20 protein-coding genes are annotated in these 19,950 nt (G+C 62.3%); 9 read left to right on the forward strand and 11 right to left on the reverse strand.

Features of this window, described 5'->3' with window-relative positions; all coding sequences use genetic code 11:
• Position 1 precedes the first annotated feature (1 nt).
• Positions 2-1,255, reverse strand: a complete 1,254-nt coding sequence (locus J7I86_RS14515) for a D-arabinono-1,4-lactone oxidase (protein ID WP_214820913.1) — start codon at positions 1,253-1,255, stop codon at positions 2-4.
• Positions 1,256-1,384: 129 nt separating this feature from the next.
• Here J7I86_RS14515 and J7I86_RS14520 point away from each other — a divergent pair, with 129 nt between their 5' ends.
• Positions 1,385-2,389 carry a LacI family DNA-binding transcriptional regulator gene (locus tag J7I86_RS14520; protein ID WP_214820914.1) on the forward strand — a complete coding sequence of 335 codons (1,005 nt, stop codon included), beginning with the start codon at positions 1,385-1,387 and terminating at the stop codon, positions 2,387-2,389.
• Here the strand turns inward: J7I86_RS14520 and J7I86_RS14525 are convergent, their stop codons facing one another.
• From J7I86_RS14525 to J7I86_RS14535, 3 genes are all read right to left on the reverse strand, one after another.
• Positions 2,390-3,385 carry a bile acid:sodium symporter family protein gene (locus J7I86_RS14525; protein ID WP_214820916.1) on the reverse strand — a complete coding sequence of 332 codons (996 nt, stop codon included), beginning with the start codon at positions 3,383-3,385 and terminating at the stop codon, positions 2,390-2,392.
• Positions 3,386-3,468: 83 nt separating this feature from the next.
• Positions 3,469-4,965, reverse strand: a complete 1,497-nt coding sequence (locus tag J7I86_RS14530) for a SulP family inorganic anion transporter (RefSeq protein ID WP_214820918.1) — start codon at positions 4,963-4,965, stop codon at positions 3,469-3,471.
• Positions 4,966-5,006: 41 nt separating this feature from the next.
• Positions 5,007-6,113, reverse strand: a complete 1,107-nt coding sequence (locus tag J7I86_RS14535; protein WP_214820920.1) for a GTP pyrophosphokinase family protein — start codon at positions 6,111-6,113, stop codon at positions 5,007-5,009.
• Positions 6,114-6,223: 110 nt separating this feature from the next.
• Between J7I86_RS14535 and J7I86_RS14540 the strand changes: the two genes are divergently transcribed.
• The gene (locus tag J7I86_RS14540; protein ID WP_214820922.1) at positions 6,224-7,045 is read left to right on the forward strand and encodes an alpha/beta hydrolase; all 822 of its coding nucleotides are present in this window, start codon (positions 6,224-6,226) and stop codon (positions 7,043-7,045) included.
• 41 nt (positions 7,046-7,086) lie between these two features.
• Entirely contained in the window at positions 7,087-8,022 is a 936-nt protein-coding gene (locus tag J7I86_RS14545) for a carbohydrate kinase (RefSeq protein ID WP_214820924.1), read from the forward strand.
• A gap of 23 nt (positions 8,023-8,045) precedes the next feature.
• On the opposite strand, the gene J7I86_RS14550 is transcribed toward J7I86_RS14545, so the two are convergent.
• Positions 8,046-9,107 carry a glutathione S-transferase family protein gene (locus tag J7I86_RS14550; protein ID WP_214820933.1) on the reverse strand — a complete coding sequence of 354 codons (1,062 nt, stop codon included), beginning with the start codon at positions 9,105-9,107 and terminating at the stop codon, positions 8,046-8,048.
• A gap of 71 nt (positions 9,108-9,178) precedes the next feature.
• Here J7I86_RS14550 and J7I86_RS14555 point away from each other — a divergent pair, with 71 nt between their 5' ends.
• Positions 9,179-9,988, forward strand: coding sequence for an HAD family hydrolase (locus J7I86_RS14555; RefSeq protein WP_214820935.1), 810 nt, complete (start codon positions 9,179-9,181; stop codon positions 9,986-9,988).
• Here J7I86_RS14555 and J7I86_RS14560 read toward each other — a convergent pair.
• Together J7I86_RS14560 and J7I86_RS14565 are read right to left on the reverse strand one after the other, a co-directional pair.
• Positions 9,985-10,914 (reverse strand): isoprenylcysteine carboxylmethyltransferase family protein, encoded by a 930-nt coding sequence (locus tag J7I86_RS14560; protein ID WP_214820937.1) that lies wholly within the window; start codon positions 10,912-10,914, stop codon positions 9,985-9,987. The genes J7I86_RS14555 and J7I86_RS14560 overlap by 4 nt on opposite strands.
• A complete protein-coding gene (locus J7I86_RS14565) occupies positions 10,911-11,780 on the reverse strand; it encodes an SDR family oxidoreductase (RefSeq protein ID WP_214820939.1) in 870 nt (289 codons plus the stop codon). The genes J7I86_RS14560 and J7I86_RS14565 overlap by 4 nt, the downstream gene beginning before the upstream one ends.
• A 137-nt stretch (positions 11,781-11,917) precedes the next feature.
• Between J7I86_RS14565 and J7I86_RS14570 the strand changes: the two genes are divergently transcribed.
• Both J7I86_RS14570 and J7I86_RS14575 read left to right on the forward strand, forming a co-directional pair.
• The gene (locus J7I86_RS14570; protein WP_214820941.1) at positions 11,918-12,190 is read left to right on the forward strand and encodes a hypothetical protein; all 273 of its coding nucleotides are present in this window, start codon (positions 11,918-11,920) and stop codon (positions 12,188-12,190) included.
• A gap of 13 nt (positions 12,191-12,203) precedes the next feature.
• Positions 12,204-13,001 (forward strand): glycerophosphodiester phosphodiesterase, encoded by a 798-nt coding sequence (locus tag J7I86_RS14575; protein WP_214820943.1) that lies wholly within the window; start codon positions 12,204-12,206, stop codon positions 12,999-13,001.
• A gap of 14 nt (positions 13,002-13,015) precedes the next feature.
• On the opposite strand, the gene J7I86_RS14580 is transcribed toward J7I86_RS14575, so the two are convergent.
• Positions 13,016-14,833 (reverse strand): glycoside hydrolase family 2 protein, encoded by a 1,818-nt coding sequence (locus tag J7I86_RS14580; RefSeq protein WP_214821074.1) that lies wholly within the window; start codon positions 14,831-14,833, stop codon positions 13,016-13,018.
• 74 nt (positions 14,834-14,907) lie between these two features.
• Between J7I86_RS14580 and J7I86_RS14585 the strand changes: the two genes are divergently transcribed.
• Together J7I86_RS14585 and J7I86_RS14590 are read left to right on the forward strand one after the other, a co-directional pair.
• Positions 14,908-15,870 carry a D-2-hydroxyacid dehydrogenase family protein gene (locus J7I86_RS14585; protein ID WP_309476735.1) on the forward strand — a complete coding sequence of 321 codons (963 nt, stop codon included), beginning with the start codon at positions 14,908-14,910 and terminating at the stop codon, positions 15,868-15,870.
• 229 nt (positions 15,871-16,099) lie between these two features.
• The gene (locus J7I86_RS14590; protein WP_214820946.1) at positions 16,100-17,242 is read left to right on the forward strand and encodes a glycerate kinase; all 1,143 of its coding nucleotides are present in this window, start codon (positions 16,100-16,102) and stop codon (positions 17,240-17,242) included.
• On the opposite strand, the gene J7I86_RS14595 is transcribed toward J7I86_RS14590, so the two are convergent.
• Positions 17,243-17,485, reverse strand: coding sequence for a DUF2630 family protein (locus tag J7I86_RS14595; protein ID WP_214820947.1), 243 nt, complete (start codon positions 17,483-17,485; stop codon positions 17,243-17,245). It abuts the gene before it with no gap.
• Positions 17,486-17,574: 89 nt separating this feature from the next.
• On the opposite strand from J7I86_RS14595, the gene J7I86_RS14600 reads away from it, so the two are divergent.
• Positions 17,575-18,018: a YdeI/OmpD-associated family protein gene (locus J7I86_RS14600; protein ID WP_214820948.1), complete on the forward strand. Its 444-nt coding sequence runs from the start codon at positions 17,575-17,577 to the stop codon at positions 18,016-18,018.
• A 4-nt stretch (positions 18,019-18,022) separates the two neighbouring features.
• On the opposite strand, the gene J7I86_RS14605 is transcribed toward J7I86_RS14600, so the two are convergent.
• Both J7I86_RS14605 and J7I86_RS14610 read right to left on the reverse strand, forming a co-directional pair.
• Positions 18,023-18,766: an MBL fold metallo-hydrolase gene (locus J7I86_RS14605; protein ID WP_214820949.1), complete on the reverse strand. Its 744-nt coding sequence runs from the start codon at positions 18,764-18,766 to the stop codon at positions 18,023-18,025.
• Positions 18,767-19,148: 382 nt separating this feature from the next.
• Positions 19,149-19,943, reverse strand: coding sequence for an aminotransferase class IV (locus J7I86_RS14610; protein ID WP_214820950.1), 795 nt, complete (start codon positions 19,941-19,943; stop codon positions 19,149-19,151).
• Between the last annotated feature and the right edge of the window lie 7 nt (positions 19,944-19,950).

Consider the following 19,950-nt stretch of genomic DNA (forward strand, 5'->3'; position numbering starts at 1 on the left):
GCTAGGCGTGCGTCGCTGCGGAGATGCCGAGCACGCTGTCCAGCAGTTCGTTGCGGAACTTCCCGGAAGGATCGTTCGCCTGGACCAAGGCACGGAAGTCCTCAAACCGAGGATACAAAGAAGCAAAGTCGTACTGGCCGGGTGTGAAGAGCTTGCCCCAGTGCGGGCGTGCACCGAACGGACGCAGGGCTTCCTCAAGCTCGGGCAGCACTGCTTCCACCTCGGTCTGAAGCGGTTTCCACGTGAAGTGGAGCGCCACGCTTTGCTGCTGGTAGAACGGGCTGAGCCAGAACTCATCTGCTGCCACAGTGCGGATTTCAGAGACGAACAGGAGCGGCGCGAGCTTGGGGGCGAGTTCCCGGACAGCCTGAAGTGCGGCCGGTGCCTGGTCCAGTGGCAGGAGGAATTCGCTTTGCAGTTCCTCGCCGTTGCTGGGCGTAAATTCGTGGCGGAAGTGGGGTAAACGGTCCAGCCACTTACCTGCGACGTCCAGTTGCTCGGTGCAGTTCTCCGCGGACATATCCGGGAGGGGGTGCATGGCTGCCGTCGCGGGGGTGGCGCCGAACAGGTCCGGCAACGGAGCTTCGGTGTCCAGCGCTTTGAGCCAGATCTGGGGGATGGTGTCGCCGGAGTAGTCGGTGAAGAAGCTGACGCTGTAGGCACTGGATGCGATGGCCTGGAAGTTCGCCAAAGCATGTTCCCATGACAGGTTGGTGAGCACGCGCTGCCGGACCTCATAGCTCGGCCGGACCGCCAGCTCCAGCCCTGTGACAATGCCAAGTGCGCCCATTCCCACCACGCTGGCGAGGAATTCGTCGTCGTCCGCTGTGAGGGTCACCAGCTCGCCGGAGGCGCGCACCAGGTCAACGCTGACGACGGCGGCAGCCAGCGAGGGGTTGTTGACTCCACTGCCGTGCGTGCCGGTTTGAATAGCGCCGGCCACTGAGATGTGAGGGAGGGAGGCGAGGTTGTGGATGGCGTAGCCCTTTTCCTCGAGCGCTCGGCCCAGAGCCCCGTAGCTGATGCCACCGCTGACCTTGACTGTGTTTTTCGCGGTGTCCAACACAACCTCCTGGGGGAGGGCATCGAGCAGAATGTGTGTTCCGTCTGTGTCGGCAACCGTGTTGAAGGAGTGCCGGGAACCAAGGGCCTTGATCCGGGCGGCCTGAGCTACGAGCTCGCGCAGCTGATCCACGGTGGTGGGCCGCTGGACGTCAGCTGACGAGTACTCAAGATTTCCTGCCCAGTTCTTCATCGAATAATCTCCCGCTTTGTATTAATAGACTCCCGCAATTGTTAACGTTCACAACTAATTGCGTCAAGAGGAGTCCAGCCCGGCAGCGGATAGAGTTCAACAAATCCGCTGTCTACGAGGAGTCGCAACGTGAGCAAGGGATCCAAGCCCACCATTCGGGACGTGGCCAGGGCGGCCGACGTCTCATTGACCACCGTGTCCTACGTTCTCTCCGGTCGCCATGGTGGCACCACCCGTATCAGTCAGCCCACGCAGGACCGTGTTTTGGCAGCGGTCAAAGAACTCGGGTATGTGCCCAATCAGGCTGCGCGGGGGATGCGTCGGGGCAGGACGGACGTGGTGGCCGTGGCCATCGGAGATCTCGAATGGCCGTGGGACCGCGCCCTCGCCACCGCCGCAGCGAGGATTCTTCCTGAGCACGGATACCAACCGGTGATCCTGCTGGGCGACGACTGGCGGAAGTTCATGATGTCCGGCGGCGCCGACGGCGTCATCATCGGCTACTTCCCGGAAGCAACGTCCGAGGACCAGACAGTTACCGAGCTGGCCCGCCGAGGCGTTGCCCAAGTGGTCATCTCAGGGACCATGAAAGCAGCCGGATTCGATGTCCTTGCTCCTGAGACTGACGCCGGACTCACAGAATGCATGGAATTTCTCACGGCGTCGCACCGCAGAATCGCCTGCATCCGCAGAGCAGACCCCACCGGCCGGCCCAAGAGCCGCTTTGCCGTCTACGCAGCCGGGCTGGAGAAGGCCGGCATTCCCGTGGACGAGGCGTTGGTGAGGACGTCACATCACCGCCCGGCCGCTGCGTATCAATCGGCCCTTGAGCTGCTCCAGCTGACGGACCGGCCCACGGCCATCTTCTGCACCGATGACATGGAGGCGCTGCAGGCGATCCGTGCTGCCTACCGCCTTGGGCTCCGCGTGCCTGAGGACGTCCAGATTGTGGGCGTGGGGAATTCAACCGAGGGCCAGGACTACGATCCTGCTTTGACTACCGTTGGTCCGGATCCGATCTTCGAGCAGGTTGTCCGCATGTTGCTGGATCGGCTCGCTGGAACCACACCGGCGGAGGGTGTCCGGGTGGCGTCACCGTGGAGGTTGCACCGCCGCGGCACTACGGAGGGCTAGTTAGTCCTTCAACGGACGGCGTGCCAGCCAAGCGGCCACGATCGCACCGGAGATGTTGTGCCACAGCGAAAACACGGCTGACGGCAATGCTGCCAGGGGGCTGAAGTGTGCTGTGGCCAGCGTGGCGGCCAGGCCCGAGTTCTGCATTCCCACCTCGAACGCCAACGCGCGGCGTGCCTTGTCATCCAAGCGGCCTAGCTTGCCCGCCAGGTATCCGAGTCCCAAGCCGAAGCCGTTGTGGAGGACTACCGCCAGGAACACGATGGCCCCGGCAGCGACGATCTTGCTGGCGCTCCCGGCCACAACGATTGCCACAATCAGGGAGATCACGACGGCGGATGCCCACGGAAGTGCCGGGAGAACCTTTGCCACAACCTTGGAAAGGAAGAGGCGGGCGAGGAGGCCTGCGATTACCGGCAGCAACACAGTCTTCACGATGTCCATCACCATGGCGCCGGCGTCGATGTGCAGGAAGGATCCGGCCAGGAAGAGCGTCAGCGCGGGGGTCACAAGGGGTGCGATCAGCGTGGATACCGAGGCGACAGCCACGGACAGGGCAACATCGCCCTTGGCAAGGAACGCCATGACGTTGGATGCAGTGCCGGAGGGAGCGCAGCCAACGAGGATCAAACCGACGGCCAGCTCCGGCGGCAGCTGCAGGAGCACCGCAATGAGCCAGCCAGCACCGGGCATGATCACGTAGTGCGCCACAATTCCCAACGCCACAGCCCACGGACGGCGGGCAACCGAGGCGAAGTCCGGCGGGGTGAGGGTAAGGCCCATGCAGAACATGATGACGCCCAGCAGGTACGGAACTGCGACGCCCATGGGTTTGAACAGATCGGGAATCAGGAAGCCGAGAACGCCGGCAACCACCACCAGAAGCGGGAACACTGTGACGGCAATGCGCGCAATCTTGGCTTCAGCGGCCAGTGCGGCGTTGACGGGCGCAGCAGTTTCTTCGGGTTTCGAGGGGGAATTGGTTGCCTCAAGCATTCATCCATGCTCACACTCGGCGCCTAAGAGGAGCGAATTCGTTACATTCGCAAACGTGTATATGTCAGACAATCGCTGCTTCGTCAGGAGTTGAGTTTCCCCGCCAACCGTTCACGCATGCGAACGCTGGCTTCGTTGAGGCCAATGAACTCGACTTCACGCCCGTGATTCCGGTACTTCTCGGTGACTGAATCGAGTACTGCAACCGTGGAGGCGTCCCAAATGTGGGAGCCATGCAGATCGATAATCACCCGATCTATGCCGTCTGAGGAATCTTTCGCATAATCGAATTGCGTGTACAGATCATTGGAGGAAGCGAAGAACAGCTCGCCGTCCACGGTGTACGTCGCAACAACTTCACCGTTGAGCTCGAGTTCCGTCCGCTCAACGGTGGCGAAGTGGGCCACCCGCCGCGCAAAGAGCACCATGGCGGTCAAGACGCCGACGCCGACACCCACCGCGAGGTTGTGCGTCGCCACGACAGCGGCAACAGTGATGAGCATGACAGCGGTTTCCGATTTTGGCAGCCGTTTGAGGGTAGAGATGCGAATTGAGTGCCAGTCGAAGGTGATCAGAGAAACGAAGATCATTACTGCCACCAACGCTGCCATGGGAATCATGCCCACAACATCGCCCAGTACAACCACCAGCACCAGTAGGAAAACGCCGGCAAGGAACGTTGAGAGCCGGCTTCGAGCTCCTGAGCCCTTGACGTTGATCATGGTCTGACCGATCACCGCGCATCCACCCAGGCCACCAAGGAAACCCGTGACGATGTTGGCGGCACCCTGGCCCCAGGAGACCCGGGTCTTATTGGAGCGGGTGTCCGTGATGTCGTCCACCAGCTTGGCGGTCATCAGCGATTCCAGCAGGCCCACCAGCGCCATGGACAACGCGAACGGTGCGATGATCCGGAATGTTTCCAGGTTTAGGGGAACGTTGGGCAGGAAGAACCCGGGCAAGCTGTCCGGGAGCTCCCCTTTGTCACTGACTGTAGGAACATCGACGTTCCCTAAAACGGTCACCAGGGTGATGGCCACGATCGCCACCAAGGGTGCAGGGATGGCTGTGGTGATGCGGGGCAGCCCGAACACGATCACCAAGCCCACAACGACAATCGGATAAACCATCCATGGCACGTTGAAGAGCTCGGGCATCTGGGACATGAACACCAGGATTGCCAGGGCGTTCACGAAGCCGATCATTACGGATCGCGGGATGAAACGCATCAGCTTGGTGACGCCAAGGACAGCCAGGATGATCTGGAAAACTCCCGCCAGGATGATGGTGGCAATGAGGTAGTCGAGCCCGTGCTCTTTCATCACAGGTGCGATTACCAAGGCAACGGCACCGGTGGCCGCCGAGATCATGGCAGGGCGCCCGCCCACGATTGCAGTAACCACGCCCATGGTGAAGGAAGCGAACAACCCGATGCGGGGATCCACCCCGGCAATCACTGAGAACGCAATTGCCTCGGGGATCAATGCCAATGCCACCACGAGCCCCGCGAGGGATTCCGTCAGGAGGCGGCGGGGCGAGCGGAACGTCGCCCGCAGTGACATGAGTTGCTCGGGAGTCATGGGTCCTTACAGTGCAGTTTTGTACTACAGCGGCAGTTGTCCTAAAGCGCAGTCTGGCGGTAGCGCTCAATCTGCTTGAGACGCCGCTGGAGGCTGTCGCGCCGCGGGTGCGGGACGACGTCGGGCGCCTCAGCGGTGAGATCAATGTGTTCGGTTCCGTACTGCCAGAGCAGGAGATCATCCAGGAGGCGGTCCGGTCCGGGGGAGTAGCGGTGATCCAGGGCCTTGCGGACCTCGGTGATCCGGTTGGCGCTGAGCAGTCCGGCAAGCTCCACGGTTTTGGTGAGTCCGTGGGCGGCGAGCAGTTCGGCAGCCCATCCCCAGTCATCATCAACTTTACGGTCAACGTGCGGTAGCAGCGTGCGCCAGACATCGCGGACCCGGTTGGGCGTCAGGGGCATGCCGCCATCGCCCTCAAGATCCCAATAGCCACGGACTTCCTCGTACCGTTCGTGAAGATCGGCGAAGGCGCTCTCCACGGTTTCCAGCATGGCCGCGGTGGCTGTGAACTGGCGGTCGAAATGCGGCGTCCAAGCGCGCGGGTCTTCGGCCTTGAAGCGGATGTCGTGCTCGATCTCGCTCCAAGCATGCGCAAACACGGTGCGGATCTGGCACTCGAAGAAATAGCTGCCATTGGCGGGCATATCAGGGTTGAAGACGTGCTGATATTCCTTAACAGCCTCGTTCTGGATGGTCCTCAGAATGAGGTGGCGGCTGGAGTATCCATAGGTTCCGGACTCGATGGAGCCGATGTCCTTCTCGCGATCGCCGCGGCAATCAAAGAGTTGCCGCTGCCGCTTGATGATGTTGGCTACCGCCGCGTTTTCCGCCGGCAGTTTGGTGATGACGCGGATGCCCACCATGTCATTCAACGTTCGGAACGGGTCCGGGAACTTCAACACCCGCGACCCGCCCGGCTCCAAAGGATCATCCGTGCGGGAAATCTTTTCGCGGAACGACTCCACCGTTTTGGTCCGTCCCGTGACAAACAAGGGAGTGACCTCGGCGTCGTTCAACATGTCCCGCAAAGTCAGCAGCACATCCCGTGTGACCCGCTTCAATGCAGGGCGAACACGCTCATAGAGCGCCACGTTCGCATCCACTGCGTCGCGCTGAGCCTGGTCCAGGCTGTCCCAATTGCTTGCCATGCCCCCAGCTTACGGGGCGGGTCCGACACTGAACCGAGCCACCCGCCGTCGGGGTGCCTCTAGCCAAACTTCCGAAACGTCACGATAGGCTCAGTACAAAGGAGGGCGCAATGTTGCGGCACAAGTACAGCTACGGCGAACACCCCAGCCAATGGGGCGAACTCTTCATACCTGAACCGACCAACGGAAACCATCGCGGCGCGTCTACGGTCGCAGGAGGAATCGCCGTTGTGATCCATGGCGGCTACTGGCGCTCACAGTACGGCGCTGAGCTCGGTGAACCCCTTGCGCGCGATCTCGCAGCGCATGGCATCACCGCGTGGAACCTCGAGTACCGGCGGGCCGGAAATGGCGGTGGTTGGCCCCATACTTTCGAGGACATCTTGGCCGGCATCGACCACTTGTCCGAAATCGCCGGCCAGCATGACCTTCAGCTCGGCAAAGTAGTGGCGCTAGGGCACTCGGCCGGTGGTCATTTGGCCGTCTGGGCTGCCGGACGGCAGAAGCTATCCTCCATCGGAACGCCCGACGCCGACCGCCAACTTCAGCGCGGATCAGAGGACAACGCTGTGCACCTGACCGGCGTGGTCAGCCAGTCGGGCCTCCTGAACCTTGCTGCGGCGGAGAAACTTAACCTCAGTAACGGTGCCGTCTGTAACCTGATGGGCGGCGATTCCCATAGATTCCCTAAGCGGCATAAATATGCGGACCCCATGAGTTCGTTGCCCATCAACGTCCCCGTTTATGCCGTTCATGCCACGGATGACGAGGACGTTCCTGCAAGCCAGTCCGAGGCGTACGTCGCGGCGGCAACGGCGGCAGGAAGTGCGGCCCAGCTGCTGCGCGTACCCGGCGACCACTTCGACCTCATCGACCCCAAAGCCGTGGCCTACAAGAAATGCCGCGAACTGGTGCAACGGCTGCTCTCGTAATCTGTGGTTCGTGAGGGCTCGCCTCTGGCAAAGTGGTCCCCATGCTGACAGTCATTGGTGAAGCCTTGGTGGACGTCGTTCAACGCTCCTCGGGAATTGAGGCGCACGTGGGCGGGAGTCCCCTTAACGTTGCCGTCGGCCTGGCACGGCTGGATCACCCGGTGCAGTTCATTGGGCGCTACGGCCGGGATGCGTACGGCGATTCCATTGCTGCGCTCCTCCGTTCGAGTTCGGTGATGGTTCCGCTTCCGCCGGACGAAAAGCCAACCAGTGTGGCCACCGCGCAGATCGACGACGACGGCGCCGCCACCTATGCGTTCGACCTCGCTTGGGAGCTGCCCGGGCTCGCCGGACGGTTGCCGCTCATGCTGCAAGGTTCCACTCTGCTGCACACCGGTTCCATTGCCACCTTCCTGGAGCCGGGCGCCGCGGAGGTGCTTGCCGCCGTCGAGCATGCCCACCCGGGCAGCACCATCAGCTTCGATCCCAACTGCCGGCCCAGCATCATCACGCATGTTGAGCATGCACGAACCCAAGCCGAGCGTTTTGTGGTGCTCGCCGACGTCGTGAAGGCCTCGGATGAGGACCTCGAGTGGCTGTATCCCGGTGTTGATCCGGTGGAATCCGCGCGTCGCTGGCTGTCCTTGGGCGGGGAGGAAGGCCCGGCGTTGGTGGTGGTGACTCGCGGTTCACGCGGTCCTTGGGGCATCACGCGGGCAGGGGCAACCCAGATTCCGGCGCCGTCCGTGAACGTGGTGGACACCGTGGGCGCGGGGGATTCGTTTATGGCAGGGCTGTTGTCCGCCATTGTGGATCATGGCTTGGACGGCGCGCAGAACCGGTCCGATCTCCGGGCCATGCCAGTGGAAACACTGGCCGCCATCATGGATCATGCCACGCGTGCGGCGGCTGTCACGGTGTCACGGGCAGGCGCGAATCCGCCCACGCGGGCTGAGCTCAACCACGGCGTGGCATAAACCGCGAGTGTGGGCGCAGCTGGCTACCCGGCCCCGTGCCCGTCAGCAACTTCTTCGCCGTCTTTCACCGGCCCCGGAGGAGTGCCCTCACCGAACGGACTTCCGCCCAGCAATTCCCGTCCGTGATCGGTAAGCCAGCCGGAGAGGTCCGGGCCTACGGGAACGATCTTGGTGGGATTAATATCCTCGTGGACCATGTAGTAGTGCTGTTTGATCTGCACAAAGTCGATGGTGTCCCCGAAGCCCGGTGTCTGGAACAGATCCCGGGCGTACGCCCATAGTGCCGGCATTTCGCTGAGTTTGGTGCGGTTGCACTTGAAGTGGCCGTGGTAGACGGCATCGAAGCGGGCCAAGGTGGTGAAGAGCCGCACATCAGCCTCGGTGATCGAATCACCTACCAGGTAACGCTGATCGCTCAACCGCTCCTCCAGCCAATCCAACGCAGTCCACAGCCGGGTATAGGCTGCTTGGTACGCTTCCTGGGATCCCGCGAAGCCGCACCGGTAAACACCGTTGTTGACCTCGGTGAAGACGCGCTTGTTGACCTGATCGATTTCCTCGCGCAGGTGTTCCGGGTACAGCTGTGGTGCTCCGGGGCGGTGGAATTCTTTCCACTCACTGGAGAAGTCCAGTGTGATTTGGGGGAAGTTGTTGGTGACCACTGCTCCGCTGGGGATGTCCACCATGGCCGGGACCGTGATGCCGCGAGGATAGTCCGGGAAACGGCGGAAGAATGCTTCCTGCAGGCGCTCGATGCCAAGTACCGGGTCTTTGCCATCGGGATCCAGATCGAAGGTCCAGGATCTGGCGTCGTGCGTGGGGCCGGGCTGCCCGAGGCTGATGACATCCTCCAAGCCAAGAAGCCGGCGGACGATCACGGCACGGTTGGCCCAAGGGCAGGCCCGCGCTGCGATCAACCGGTAGCGGCCCGGTTCCACAGGCCAGCCAGGCTCACCGTTCGGCCCGGCGGCACCGTCACGGGTGATCCTGTCCTCGATGTAATTGGTGTCGCGGTTGAACTCGTCACCAGTGACGTACGCCCCGCGGGTGCTGTGTTCTTCGACTTCTCTGGTCTTCTCACTCATGACTTCACACTATGCCGCGCTCCCTGAACCGCGCGACCTTACGGGCCATTGCGCCCACGTAGACTGGCATGATGCGGCTCGTAGCAAGCGATATTGACGGCACCATCCTCGGTCACGACGGCAAAATCAGTGACCGGACCATCAAGGCATTCCAGGCGTGCCGCGACGCAGGGGTGGAACTCGTCTTCGTCACGGGTCGCCCGCCGCGATGGTTGTACCCGCTCCAGGACCAGCTGGGTCACAGCGGGATCGTGATTTGTTCCAACGGCGCCGTGGTGTGGGATCTTGAATCAGAGAAGGCCCTGTCCTCGTCTGTCCTGGACGCCAAATCCGTCTTTGAAGCGCGCCGCATCATAAAATCCATCCGGCCTGATGCCCTGTTCGCTGTTGAGACTCTCACGGGTTTCCAGCTTGAGCCGGGCTTCATAGAGAACGAAACCAGCGAGCTACTAGCGGAGTTCACCCCCAAACCGCTGGCCGAGACGCTCACGGCGGATGACGCCGTCGTGAAGTTCCTGGCGATCACCCGCAAAGGCACGCCGGACGAGTTCCTTGCCGAAGTGCAGCCGGCCGTGGCGCACCTGGTGAGCACCACACACTCAGCGCCACGGACCGCGATGCTGGAAATGTCCGTCCCGGGCATCAACAAGGCCGTTACGTTGGCCAAGTACGCCGATTCTCTGGGGATCGAGGCCGCTGACGTTGTGGCGTTCGGGGACATGCCCAACGACATCGAAATGCTTCGCTGGGCTGGTCACGGTTATGCGATGGCCAGCGGACACCCGGAAGCCATCCTCGCCGCCGGGCAGCAGGCGCCGCATTTTGACGACGACGGCGTGGCCCAGATTCTCGAGGCAAAGCTCACGGAGCAGCGGGTCTAGTTTCGTCGGAGGCGCGGAATCCAGCAGCGCACTGAATCGCGGTATCGCTCGAAATCGGTGCCAAACCGGCGTTCCAGGTCAGCTTCTTCGTGTGGCCGGACAGCGTAGTTCCACAGGAGCGAGCCAAGAACCGCGTAGGCGACCACCAGCCACGAACCCAGCATCAGGCCAACAGCCGCCCCCTGGGAAATGCCCGCCACCGCCATAGGGTTCCGGACCCACCTGTATGGCCCGGCGATGACCAGTCGGTTAGGCATGGCCGAGGGCAAAGGGGTTCCGCGTCCGGCAGATGACATGGTCACCGCGGAAGCGATACCGAGCGAACTGGCGAGCACCAGCACCACAAGGCCGGCGGGCGCTGCGGCGGAGGGGAACGGCACGGAAACGTCCCACCGCTGCTCGAGCCACCAAATAACTGACGGAAGTACCACCAGGAAGAAACCCCAGAAGAAGATCAGTTGGCCCATGGTCGCCCCCACGTTGGCTGCAATACCGCGTCGGGTGGGCGCCGGACGGAACGCGAATGGTCCCCGCACCATCAACTCCGTAGGCACGCGGCCCTGCACCACAAAAAACAGCGCAACCACTGAACAAGCGGCGGCGGCCACCATAATCAGGACGCCCCACCCTGCTTCGGTAGTGATTGTCGCGTAGACGGTCAAGGCGATGGCAACCAGGCCAGTCCAGCCAGCGGCCACCCCGGCTGCTGCCTTGACGCCGAACGCCGCGGCGCCTGAGGCGATGACGAACAAAGGGATGTCGAAGGCGGCCACGGCCACGGGGTCCAGAGTGCCGAGGGTGGCAGTGCGTAGGGCCGGTGACAGGAAAACTCCCACCCACCACGCCAGCCCGGCCGCGGCTTGTACAGCGAAGTAGATCCGCCCCCACCCTTGTGCCTGCGAAGCGGCAGGAGCCTGGCGTTTCACGGATGCCGCACGCCCTCACCGGCCAGCAAAGCGCGGTAGCCCTCCTTGTAACTGGGAAAGGTAAGTTCGAAGCCCGTCGCGCGGAGGCGATGGTTGGAACAGCGCTTGTCGCCAGGGCCGGCGTCGGAGGCGCCCTCAGGTGCCGCCGTCGGGGGTTCCGGGCACTCCATCTTTGAGGCGAGGAACCGCATGACGTCACCCATTTCGGCCGCTAGGTCATCCACCCCGATGTAGACGGAGTCCGGAGCGGCTTCCATGGTGGTGAGGTGGACGATCATGGCTGCGGCGTCGTCCCTGTGGACACGGTTGGTGTGCCGGGGCTGGGCAGGGATGACAGCCTTGCCGTTCCGCACTTGGTCGATCAGGCGGGTGCGTCCTGGCCCGTAAATTCCGCCCAGCCTCAGGGAGATGGGCTGGATGTTGGTCAGCGGCAAGGTCCGGCTGAACAGCAGGTCTTCGGCTTCCACCAGGACCTTGCCGCTGAACCGTGTGGGCTCCGTGGGCGTGGATTCGTCCACCACGGCTCCGCCGGAATCCTTATACACAGCCGTGGAAGAGACAAACAGGATTCGTCGCGGCTCGATGGCCTGCCGTTTCAGGGCGTCCAGCACGTTCTTTATGCCGTTCAGGTACGCCGTCCGGTAAGCCTCTTCGGTGGACGCGTCGGCGGCGATTGCCACCACAACTATGTCCACATCCTCCGGCAGTTCCGGCAGCTCAGTGGAGAGGTCCGCAAAGACGCCTCTGATTTCGGCGGGCAGCTTTTCGGGGGACCGCCGCAAGCCCACCACGTCATGGCCCGCAGCTGCGAAGCGCAGACCAACTTCGGTTCCAAGGTCGCCGCAGCCGGCAATCAACACAGTCATGCCCCTAGTTTGTCAGTCCCGCAGTGTCACCTTGTTCCCAGCTTCCATACAACCTGCGTTCAACTTGCCTCCGTAGGCTGCCAGCCAAGAACCCGTTCGCACGGTTTATCTGTCTCATTGAATTTGTAGGGGGAACCATGGCTAAGCGTCGGATCATCAACGTCAACAGCGCACCTTTGCGGCGCGTCGAACCGGATCATCACTGGCGTTCGCTTCGCCAGGGCGACCGCGTCAATGTCACCCTGACTTCTGGCTTCGAGTGGGCAGGCGTGGTGGACGCCGTCACCGGCGATGCCACGGCGGTTTGGGTGGAACTCGACGGCGGCCGCGGACGGACGCTGGTGCATGTCAGTGACGGCGTGGCGATCGTTCCGCAATCGACGACGGCGGCCCTCCCGCAGGAGAGCTAACCGCACCTTTGTGATGGGCTACGCTACGGGAGTGACATTGCCCTACTTCCTCCGCAAGGACGGTTCAGTGGGCCCTTTGGCCTTCGCCCACCGGGGTTTCTCCTTGGATGGCCTGGAGAATTCCATGGCCGCATTCCGAGCTGCAGTGGAGCTCGGAACCGTGCACCTTGAAACGGATGTCCACACGACGTCCGACCGCGTACTGCTGGTGTTCCACGACTCCTCCCTTGACCGCGTGACTGATTCTGTGGGCAAGGTTTCCGAGTTGACGGCCGCTGAGGTGGCCACGGCACGTATTGGCGGGGTAGAGCCGGTGCCATCTTTCGATGAGCTTGTGGCTTCGTTGCCCCACGCCCGGCTGAACCTGGACGTCAAGGACTGGAACTCCGTAGGCCCCATGGCGGCGGCTATTGAGAAGCACGGCGTCCATGACAGGGTTTTGGTCACCAGCTTCTCGGATAGGCGCCGCCGCGCAGTCCTTTCCAAGCTGTCCCGCCGCGTGGCGTCCTCTGCAGGTAGCTCACTTACTGCGCTCTTCGTTCTTCTTGGGCCTGTGCTGCCGGTTTCCTTGGCACGGAAGCTGCTCGCCGGCGTCGACGCTTTCCAGGTTCCCGTTCGCTATGGCCGGTTGCCCGTGGTGACGCCCGGATTCATACGGCGCGCACACCGGCTGGGTAGACAAGTTCATGTGTGGACCATCAATGATCCGGCGGAGATGGAACGGCTGCTGGATCTTGGTGTGGACGGCATCGTTTCCGATCGGCTCGACCTCCTCAAGCAAGTCCTGGTGCGCCGGGGCGAGTGGGTCTAGAACCTCGGCGCGGGCTAGTTCCGGATTTCGATCGCAGCAGGCCGGATCTGACTGGCGCGGATCCTCTCCACATCGAACTTGTTGCTGCGGTCGAAGTTAAAGATGCCATTCTTCTCCTGGAACACGTCCGTGAGCTGCGTGTAGCAGTATCCGAACATGTCCGGGTTATCCAGCAGTACCGAGCAGAGACCGTCGAACCGGGTGTAGAACTCTTCCTCGCTGCTGACCCGCTGGCCGTAGCCCCAGGACGTGGCGACGTCGCTTCCGTCCGCGGACTGGCGGGCCTCAAGTTCGTTCCACCAGATCCCGCCGAATTCGGAGACGAAGTAGGGCTGGCCGGCATACGGCACTGAATGGTCCTGGCCGTCCGCAGTTTGGTTGATGTACGGCTTTCCGTCGGCAAGGCCCTGCTGTTCCAAACGGAAGCGGTCCGGATCCTGCTCGTAGGAGTGGGAATCGTAGATGTCCGTTTCCCGGATGCGATGCGAGTAACCGGAGGCATCGATGACGGGCCGAGTGGGATCGGCGAGCTTGGTGGCCAGGAACATGGCCTCCGTGACGTCATCCAGCACGGTGGGGCGATCGTGCATCACTTGATGTGTCTCGTTCAAGGGGCACCAACCAATGATGGAGGGGTGGTTGAAATCGCGCTTCAGCACTTCCAGCCATTGCGCCACGAAGCTCGCTGTGGGCTTCTGGTTGTGCCCCACAGTTCCTCCGCCGGAAACACCCCAGTCGCCAAACTCGCCCCACACCAGATAGCCGAGGCGGTCGGCGTGATAGAGGAAGCGTTCCTCGAAGACTTTCTCGTGCAGCCGGGCGCCATTGAAGCCTGCGGCCATGGACAATTCGATGTCCTTGATCAAGGCAGCATCGTCCGGTGAGGTCATCAGGGACTCCGGCCAGTAACCCTGATCCAGGATCAACCGTTGGAAGACGGCCTTGCCGTTTATGCGTACCACTTTGCCGTCCAAGGCAACCGACCGCACTGCTGCGTAGCTGCTGACCTGGTCCACCACCTGTCCGGAGGAGTCCCGGATGCTGACCTCGAGGTCGTAGAGGAAAGGATCCTCGATGGACCAAGGGCGCAGGGAATCGGCGGGGATCTCCAGTCGTAGGGAGGGCGTAAGGTCCAGATCTGCTTTGACCGTAACCTCAACCTGTACATCACCCTTATCGCTGAGGACGGCGGTGACCGTGTGCCCGCTGCGATTCTGGCTGACGGGCGCTTCCAGCGCGATGCTGGAATTTGCAAGGTTAGGGGTCATGCGGAGGCGCTGGATATGAACCTCGGGGACCGCTTCCATCCACACGGTCTGCCAGATTCCGGTGGTCCGGGTGTACTGGCAGTGGGTGTTGTTGTACCAGGTGGCCTGCTTGCCGCGGGCCTGCATCTCATGCCGTGAGTCCCTGGCGCGGACTACAATCACGGCGTCCGTTCCGGGCTCGGCCACTCCTCCGAGGTCCGCTGTGAAGGGCGTGAACCCGCCGCGGTGACGGGCTACTTCCACGCCGTTCACCCACACCGTAGCGTCGTGATCCACCGCGCCAAAATGCAAAAGGACGTTCTGGCCGGCCCATTCCTGCGGGATGGACACCGTTCGCCTGTACCAAACGGCTTCCATGAAATCGACGTGCTCAATCCCCGAAAGCGCAGATTCCGGTGCGAACGGAACCAGGATCTCGCTGTTGAGTTCGCGGGTGGTGAGTCCGCGCTCCAATCCGGAGTCGCCGGCGTCGATCTCAAATTCCCAGGTGCCGTTGAGGTTCAGCCAGTTCTCGCGGACCAGTTGTGGGCGGGGGTGCTCGGGTTTGGGCATGGTGGAGTTCACATTTTGGCTCACACCCAAAAACCTAACGTGAGATGGGGTTGAGTACCACCAGCCGCCGCGCAAGGATAAATAGCGTGACCCTCTTCCGTTTAGCCATCCTTGATGATTACCAGCAGGTCTCCGGCGATTACGCCCCGTGGGATTCACTGCTCGATGACGGCGTGAAGGTCAGCGTCTTCAGCGCTCCTTTCCTTTCGGAAGAGCAAGCCGTGGCCGCCTTGGCGCCCTTCGACATCATTGTGGCGATGCGTGAGCGAACGCGTTTTCCACAAGACGTCCTCGAGGCGCTGCCGAACCTGAAGCTGCTGGTAACCACTGGCATGGCAAATGCGGCGATCGATCTTGCTGCGGCGGCAGAACGCGGGATCGTGGTGTGCGGAACCGCGGGCTCGCCGGCCGCTGCGCCCGAACTGACGTGGGCTTTGCTGCTCGCTTTTGCCCGAAACCTGACTGTGGAGGAGAACTCACTGCGGGCTGGTAGCTGGCAGACCGGCGTCGGGTTTGAACTTGAAGGCAAGACTCTCGGGATTGTTGGCTTGGGCAAAATCGGCAAGCGCATGGCGGGGTACGCCAAGGCGTTCGGGATGGACGTGCTCGCGTGGAGCCAGAACCTCACGGACGAAACTGCCGAGGCTGCCGGCGCCCGGAAGGTCAGCAAAGAGGAATTGTTCCGTGAGTCGGACGTGGTGACGCTGCACCTGCGGCTTTCCGAAAGGAGTGAGGGAATCGTCGGCGCCGAGGAACTGCGGCTCCTGGGACCGGACGGCGTTTTGATCAACACTGCACGCGGTCCCTTGGTGGACGAGGCAGCACTGATCCGTGCTTTGGAAGAGGGATGGATCCGCGGTGCCGCCCTGGATGTGTTCGACGAGGAACCCCTCCCTGCGGGGCACGCGCTCCTGCATTCACCGCGGACGGTGCTCTCCCCGCACATTGGCTACGTAACGCACGAGAGCTACCGGCAGTTCTTCGGTGGGGCGTTCGAAGACGTGAAAGCGTGGCTTGTTGGGGCTCCCGTGCGGGTGATTAGCGGGTAGTTTCGGGTAGCGCTGCGGCAGGGACCGAACCCTTTCGCGCCGCTCGCACCCGTTTGTGGTGGGCGCCGCACCCATTCGCGCCGAGCGCACCCAGAGGTTACGGGCGCGCTTGGGGGCAGCTGGTGCGAGGCTAGAAGCCCGGGCTCGAATCCTGCTCACGATCCGCCTCTGAGCGCTAAGGTTACGCGCTGGGCAAGCGCTTTCCGAGCCAAGCTGGCAAGATGGACCCATGCGTATCCTCATTGCCCCGGACAAGTTCAAGGGATCCCTGACCGCCGCCGAAGCCGCGTCAGCCATGGCCGAGGGCGCCCTGCGCGTTTACCCGGATGCCGTGACCACCCAGTTCCCTGTGGCCGATGGCGGCGAAGGGACCTTGGACGCAGCCATTGCGGCAGGCTACGAGGAACGGAACAACGCAGTTGTTGGCCCTATCCTCAAGCCTGTAGGGGCCTCGTGGGCCATTCGCAAGGATGCTTTCGGCGGTGCAAGCGCGGTCATCGAGACGGCGATGGCCTCCGGCCTGGCCCACATGGAGCCGACGCCTGAAAATGCACTACGCGCCCACAGCTACGGCTGCGGGCAGCTCGTAGCGGCCGCTCTCGACGCCGGTGCCACCGAGATCGTGCTGGGTCTGGGAGGCTCTGCGATGTCCGACGCCGGTAGCGGCGCCTTGCGTGCTTTGGGGCTCAAACCCCTCGATGCCGCCGGCAATGTGGTGCCCCTCGGCGGTGGCTCCCTTGCCGACGTCGTTGCCTTGGATGTCTCCGAGCTCGATCCCCGGCTGTCCGCCGTGAAGTTCAGGATCGCCGTCGACGTTCAAAACCCGCTGTACGGGCCGGAAGGTGCCGCGCATGTTTTCGGCCCCCAAAAGGGCGCGGATGAGGACGCCGTTGAGAAGCTCGACGCCGGTCTTCGTAACTGGGCGTCGCTCCTTCGGGAGGCCACGGGCTGCGACGTCAACGTTCCGGGAGCCGGAGCCGCAGGTGGCTTCCCGGCGTCGTTCCTGGCTTTCACTGACTCCGCGCTGGAAGGGGGCTTCGCGCTGGTGGCCGGGCTGACCGGCCTCGCGAAACACTTGGGCGAAGCCGATCTGGTGATTACCGGTGAAGGTTCAATGGACGAGCAGTCGCTCACGGGTAAGGCGCCCATTGCGCTGGCCGATGCCGCGAGCGGGCACGGCATCCCGGTGATCGCAGTGGCTGGACGCATCACGGTGACGCCGGAAGACCTGGCGAAGCACGGCATTGTTGCTGCAGCACAGTTGCTGGACGTTGCGCAGCGCAAGGACGGTGTCCCGGACGTGGCCGACGCCGTGGCCAACGCAGCCAAATACCTCGCGTGGGCCACCAGCCAGGTGCTCGAAGGAGCGTAGCTACTGCCGGTAGCCCTCCACTTCACTGATGGGGCGCGGCTCTGCTTCGTCAGGGTTCTCGCCTGCGTCCTTCTTGGCGCGACGTTGGCGTAACAGGTCCCAACACTGATCGAGCTGGGCTTCGAGTCGAGCCAGGCGCGCGGTGCTGTCGCCGCCGTCGTCTGCTGACCCGGCAGCGTCGCGGAGTCGGTGCTCTTCCTCAACAAGAGACTGAATTCGTTCCAAAAGGTCCTGCTCGTCCATGTTCCCTCTCCTTGCTTAACGGGGCGTTATGTTGAACCTAGTCCAGCTGATGGGGTGCGTCTACCAGCGGGCGACGGCATACTTGGGACATGAAATTTGCAACGACCATTGTGGGCGATGGCAACAAGGCGGGCATCGAAGTTCCTGACCAGATCGTTGAGGAACTCGGTGCGGGCAAGCGGCCGCCGGTGGTGGTGACCATCAATGGCCAGAGCTACCGCAGCAGCATCGCCGTGATGGGTGGGAAGTACATGGTGGGCGTTAGCTCGGCCAACCGGGAGCTGACCGGGGCTGCGGCGGGCGACACCGTGGAGGTGGACCTGGAAGTGGACACCCAGCCGCGCGTTGTGGAAGTACCGGATGATCTTGCGGCCGCGCTGGACGCCGAGCCCGAGGCGAAGGCCTTCTACGGAACGCTCAACTACAGCGCCCAGCGGCGGTACGTGGAACCGATCGGGGATGCGAAGACGCCGGAGACCCGTACGCGGCGCATCACCAAGGTGGTCTCTGACCTGAAGGCCGGAAAGAAATAGCACTTTAGGCCGGACCGTTGGCCCGTGCGATGGACACGGCTTCCTCAATGCCCTTGGTCCATGGTTCACCATGCCCGGGGAGAACCAGGCTGGCCTGTGTTTTTGCCAGCTCCTTGAGCGAGGCGAGATTGAGTGCGCTGTCTGCCGTTGCGGCACCGGCGACGATTCTGGGGCCGGTTCGTTGAGTGTAGGGATCCATGGTTACCAGCGCATCCCCACTGAAGAGGATGCCGCGCTCGCGAAGGAAAAGCCCGCAATGACCGCTGGTATGGCCGGGGGAAAAGACGATTTCCGGGCTGCCGGGTACAGGAAGTGCGCCGGTTCCGGGGAAGTGGCGGAGGTCGCTGACTCCCTTGACGTTGAGCGCGCCAGCCCTGGTCATGCTGGCCATCGCCGGCAGTCCACGCGGATGGGTCAAGGCGAAGACGAACCGGGAGCGTTCATGCCGGTAGCGGTATGGGTGGTTCGCAATGTACGAATCCTCGGCATGGACCCACACGGGAATACCCATCTCCTGGTGAAGGCGCCTGGCCAGTCCCAAATGGTCGAAGTGGGCATGGGTCAGGACCAGAGCGCGAATGTCCTGGAGGGAGTGGCCGAGGGCTTTGAGCGACTGATCCAGCGGTGTCCACATGGCGGGTAGGCCGGAATCAATCAGCGTGAGGCCGTCGCGACCCTCCACCACATAGAAATTCACGTAGGCGTCCGAGAAGCGGTGGACACCGTCTGCCACCTCGGTCATTGCCATGGCTGCTCTACTTTCTGGTTTTGTCAGATGAGTGCCGGTGCAATCACTACCATAAGCTTGCTTACTATTTCTGGGCAAGGCTCAGATCAGGGTTCGGGCCGTAGGGGCAAAAATAAAGCTCCCGGAACCGTGTCACGTTTTACCCTGTGGCTTCACTACTAAGTAAGTGACAGGCTGCTGGGTGCATTTCGGATGCGGAACCGCAGTCACGGCTGATGGGAAGACGAGACCCTTTCTTCAGCCGGTCACGGCGCATGAGCAGGGCCCCATCTAATGGCTGGCCGGCCGTGCGTATGTCCGCTCGCTCAGCGGACAGTGTGGCCGGTTCTGACTTAGACCCCCCGGGCCGGCCACACGCAGGGCGGTTCTGTCCGACCCGAGGTTAGATCTTTTCCAGAGGCTCGAGCCGATAGGCGTCGTGCAGGAGGTTCACCAACTCCTGGCTCGCCGCCAGCTGCCGGCCACCGATGCTTTTCACTCCTATCCCGGGACTCCAAGAATTAAGGACAGCGGAAGACAACGATTCATTGACCGAGGCAGCGGCAATTGACCGGGTCTCCTGCACAACACCCTGGGCATGAAGCTGCCTCTGGAGAATCTGCATGGTGACGCCGTAGAGAATATCCGCCTGGGGCCAAATCACTCCTGAACCGTCCCGGAATGCAAAATTCCATATAGTTGCTTCACTGAGCTGCCCGCAGCGATCCATGAACGCGGCGTCGTCGAAACCGCGTTCTTTTGCGTGGCGAAGTAGCAACGTCTTTGACACTTCTCCTACATGTTTCACGCGTGCCAGATGGCGTTCGTGCTGCACGAGATCCAGTGCTAAAGGAGTGGCCGGCGGCGTCACAGGATCAACAATTTTCACCAGTACATCAAGGGCGGGTTGGGCGGTGAAGCTGAATTCGCCGGACCTCGAGCTGATGTAAATCATCATCGAAGAGTCCGCTGAGCCCGCAGCAGCACCTACCTCACTAAGGATGCGAGAGTCGGGGAGGTGATGCCCGAAGAGCAGGTCACTTCCCTCCCTGAGACGCTTTAGATGTAAATCCAAACCACGCACGCGCCCGCCACGAACTTGCATTGCTGTGAAATGCGAATAGCCGGCAAATGCCAGAGGGGCCAGGTCCTCGGCCGTGGGAGTACTACCGTTGAGATACATCTTCGAATTTGTCATGGACCGA

The sequence above is a fragment of the Arthrobacter sp. ISL-95 genome (assembly GCF_018613695.1).
Lineage (GTDB): Bacteria > Actinomycetota > Actinomycetes > Actinomycetales > Micrococcaceae > Arthrobacter.

Coding starts and splice junctions, on each gene's coding strand:
- J7I86_RS14515 (WP_214820913.1), bottom strand. CDS start 1,255: ATGAAGAACTGGGCAGGAAATCTTGAGTACTCGTCAGCTGACGTCCAG.
- J7I86_RS14600 (WP_214820948.1), top strand. CDS start 17,575: ATGAAATTTGCAACGACCATTGTGGGCGATGGCAACAAGGCGGGCATC.
- J7I86_RS14550 (WP_214820933.1), bottom strand. CDS start 9,107: ATGAGTGAGAAGACCAGAGAAGTCGAAGAACACAGCACCCGCGGGGCG.
- J7I86_RS14530 (WP_214820918.1), bottom strand. CDS start 4,965: ATGACTCCCGAGCAACTCATGTCACTGCGGGCGACGTTCCGCTCGCCC.
- J7I86_RS14570 (WP_214820941.1), top strand. CDS start 11,918: ATGGCTAAGCGTCGGATCATCAACGTCAACAGCGCACCTTTGCGGCGC.
- J7I86_RS14540 (WP_214820922.1), top strand. CDS start 6,224: ATGTTGCGGCACAAGTACAGCTACGGCGAACACCCCAGCCAATGGGGC.
- J7I86_RS14525 (WP_214820916.1), bottom strand. CDS start 3,385: ATGCTTGAGGCAACCAATTCCCCCTCGAAACCCGAAGAAACTGCTGCG.
- J7I86_RS14575 (WP_214820943.1), top strand. CDS start 12,204: ATGGGCTACGCTACGGGAGTGACATTGCCCTACTTCCTCCGCAAGGAC.
- J7I86_RS14605 (WP_214820949.1), bottom strand. CDS start 18,766: ATGGCAATGACCGAGGTGGCAGACGGTGTCCACCGCTTCTCGGACGCC.
- J7I86_RS14610 (WP_214820950.1), bottom strand. CDS start 19,943: ATGACAAATTCGAAGATGTATCTCAACGGTAGTACTCCCACGGCCGAG.
- J7I86_RS14555 (WP_214820935.1), top strand. CDS start 9,179: ATGCGGCTCGTAGCAAGCGATATTGACGGCACCATCCTCGGTCACGAC.
- J7I86_RS14590 (WP_214820946.1), top strand. CDS start 16,100: ATGCGTATCCTCATTGCCCCGGACAAGTTCAAGGGATCCCTGACCGCC.
- J7I86_RS14535 (WP_214820920.1), bottom strand. CDS start 6,113: ATGGCAAGCAATTGGGACAGCCTGGACCAGGCTCAGCGCGACGCAGTG.
- J7I86_RS14595 (WP_214820947.1), bottom strand. CDS start 17,485: ATGGACGAGCAGGACCTTTTGGAACGAATTCAGTCTCTTGTTGAGGAA.
- J7I86_RS14565 (WP_214820939.1), bottom strand. CDS start 11,780: ATGACTGTGTTGATTGCCGGCTGCGGCGACCTTGGAACCGAAGTTGGT.
- J7I86_RS14545 (WP_214820924.1), top strand. CDS start 7,087: ATGCTGACAGTCATTGGTGAAGCCTTGGTGGACGTCGTTCAACGCTCC.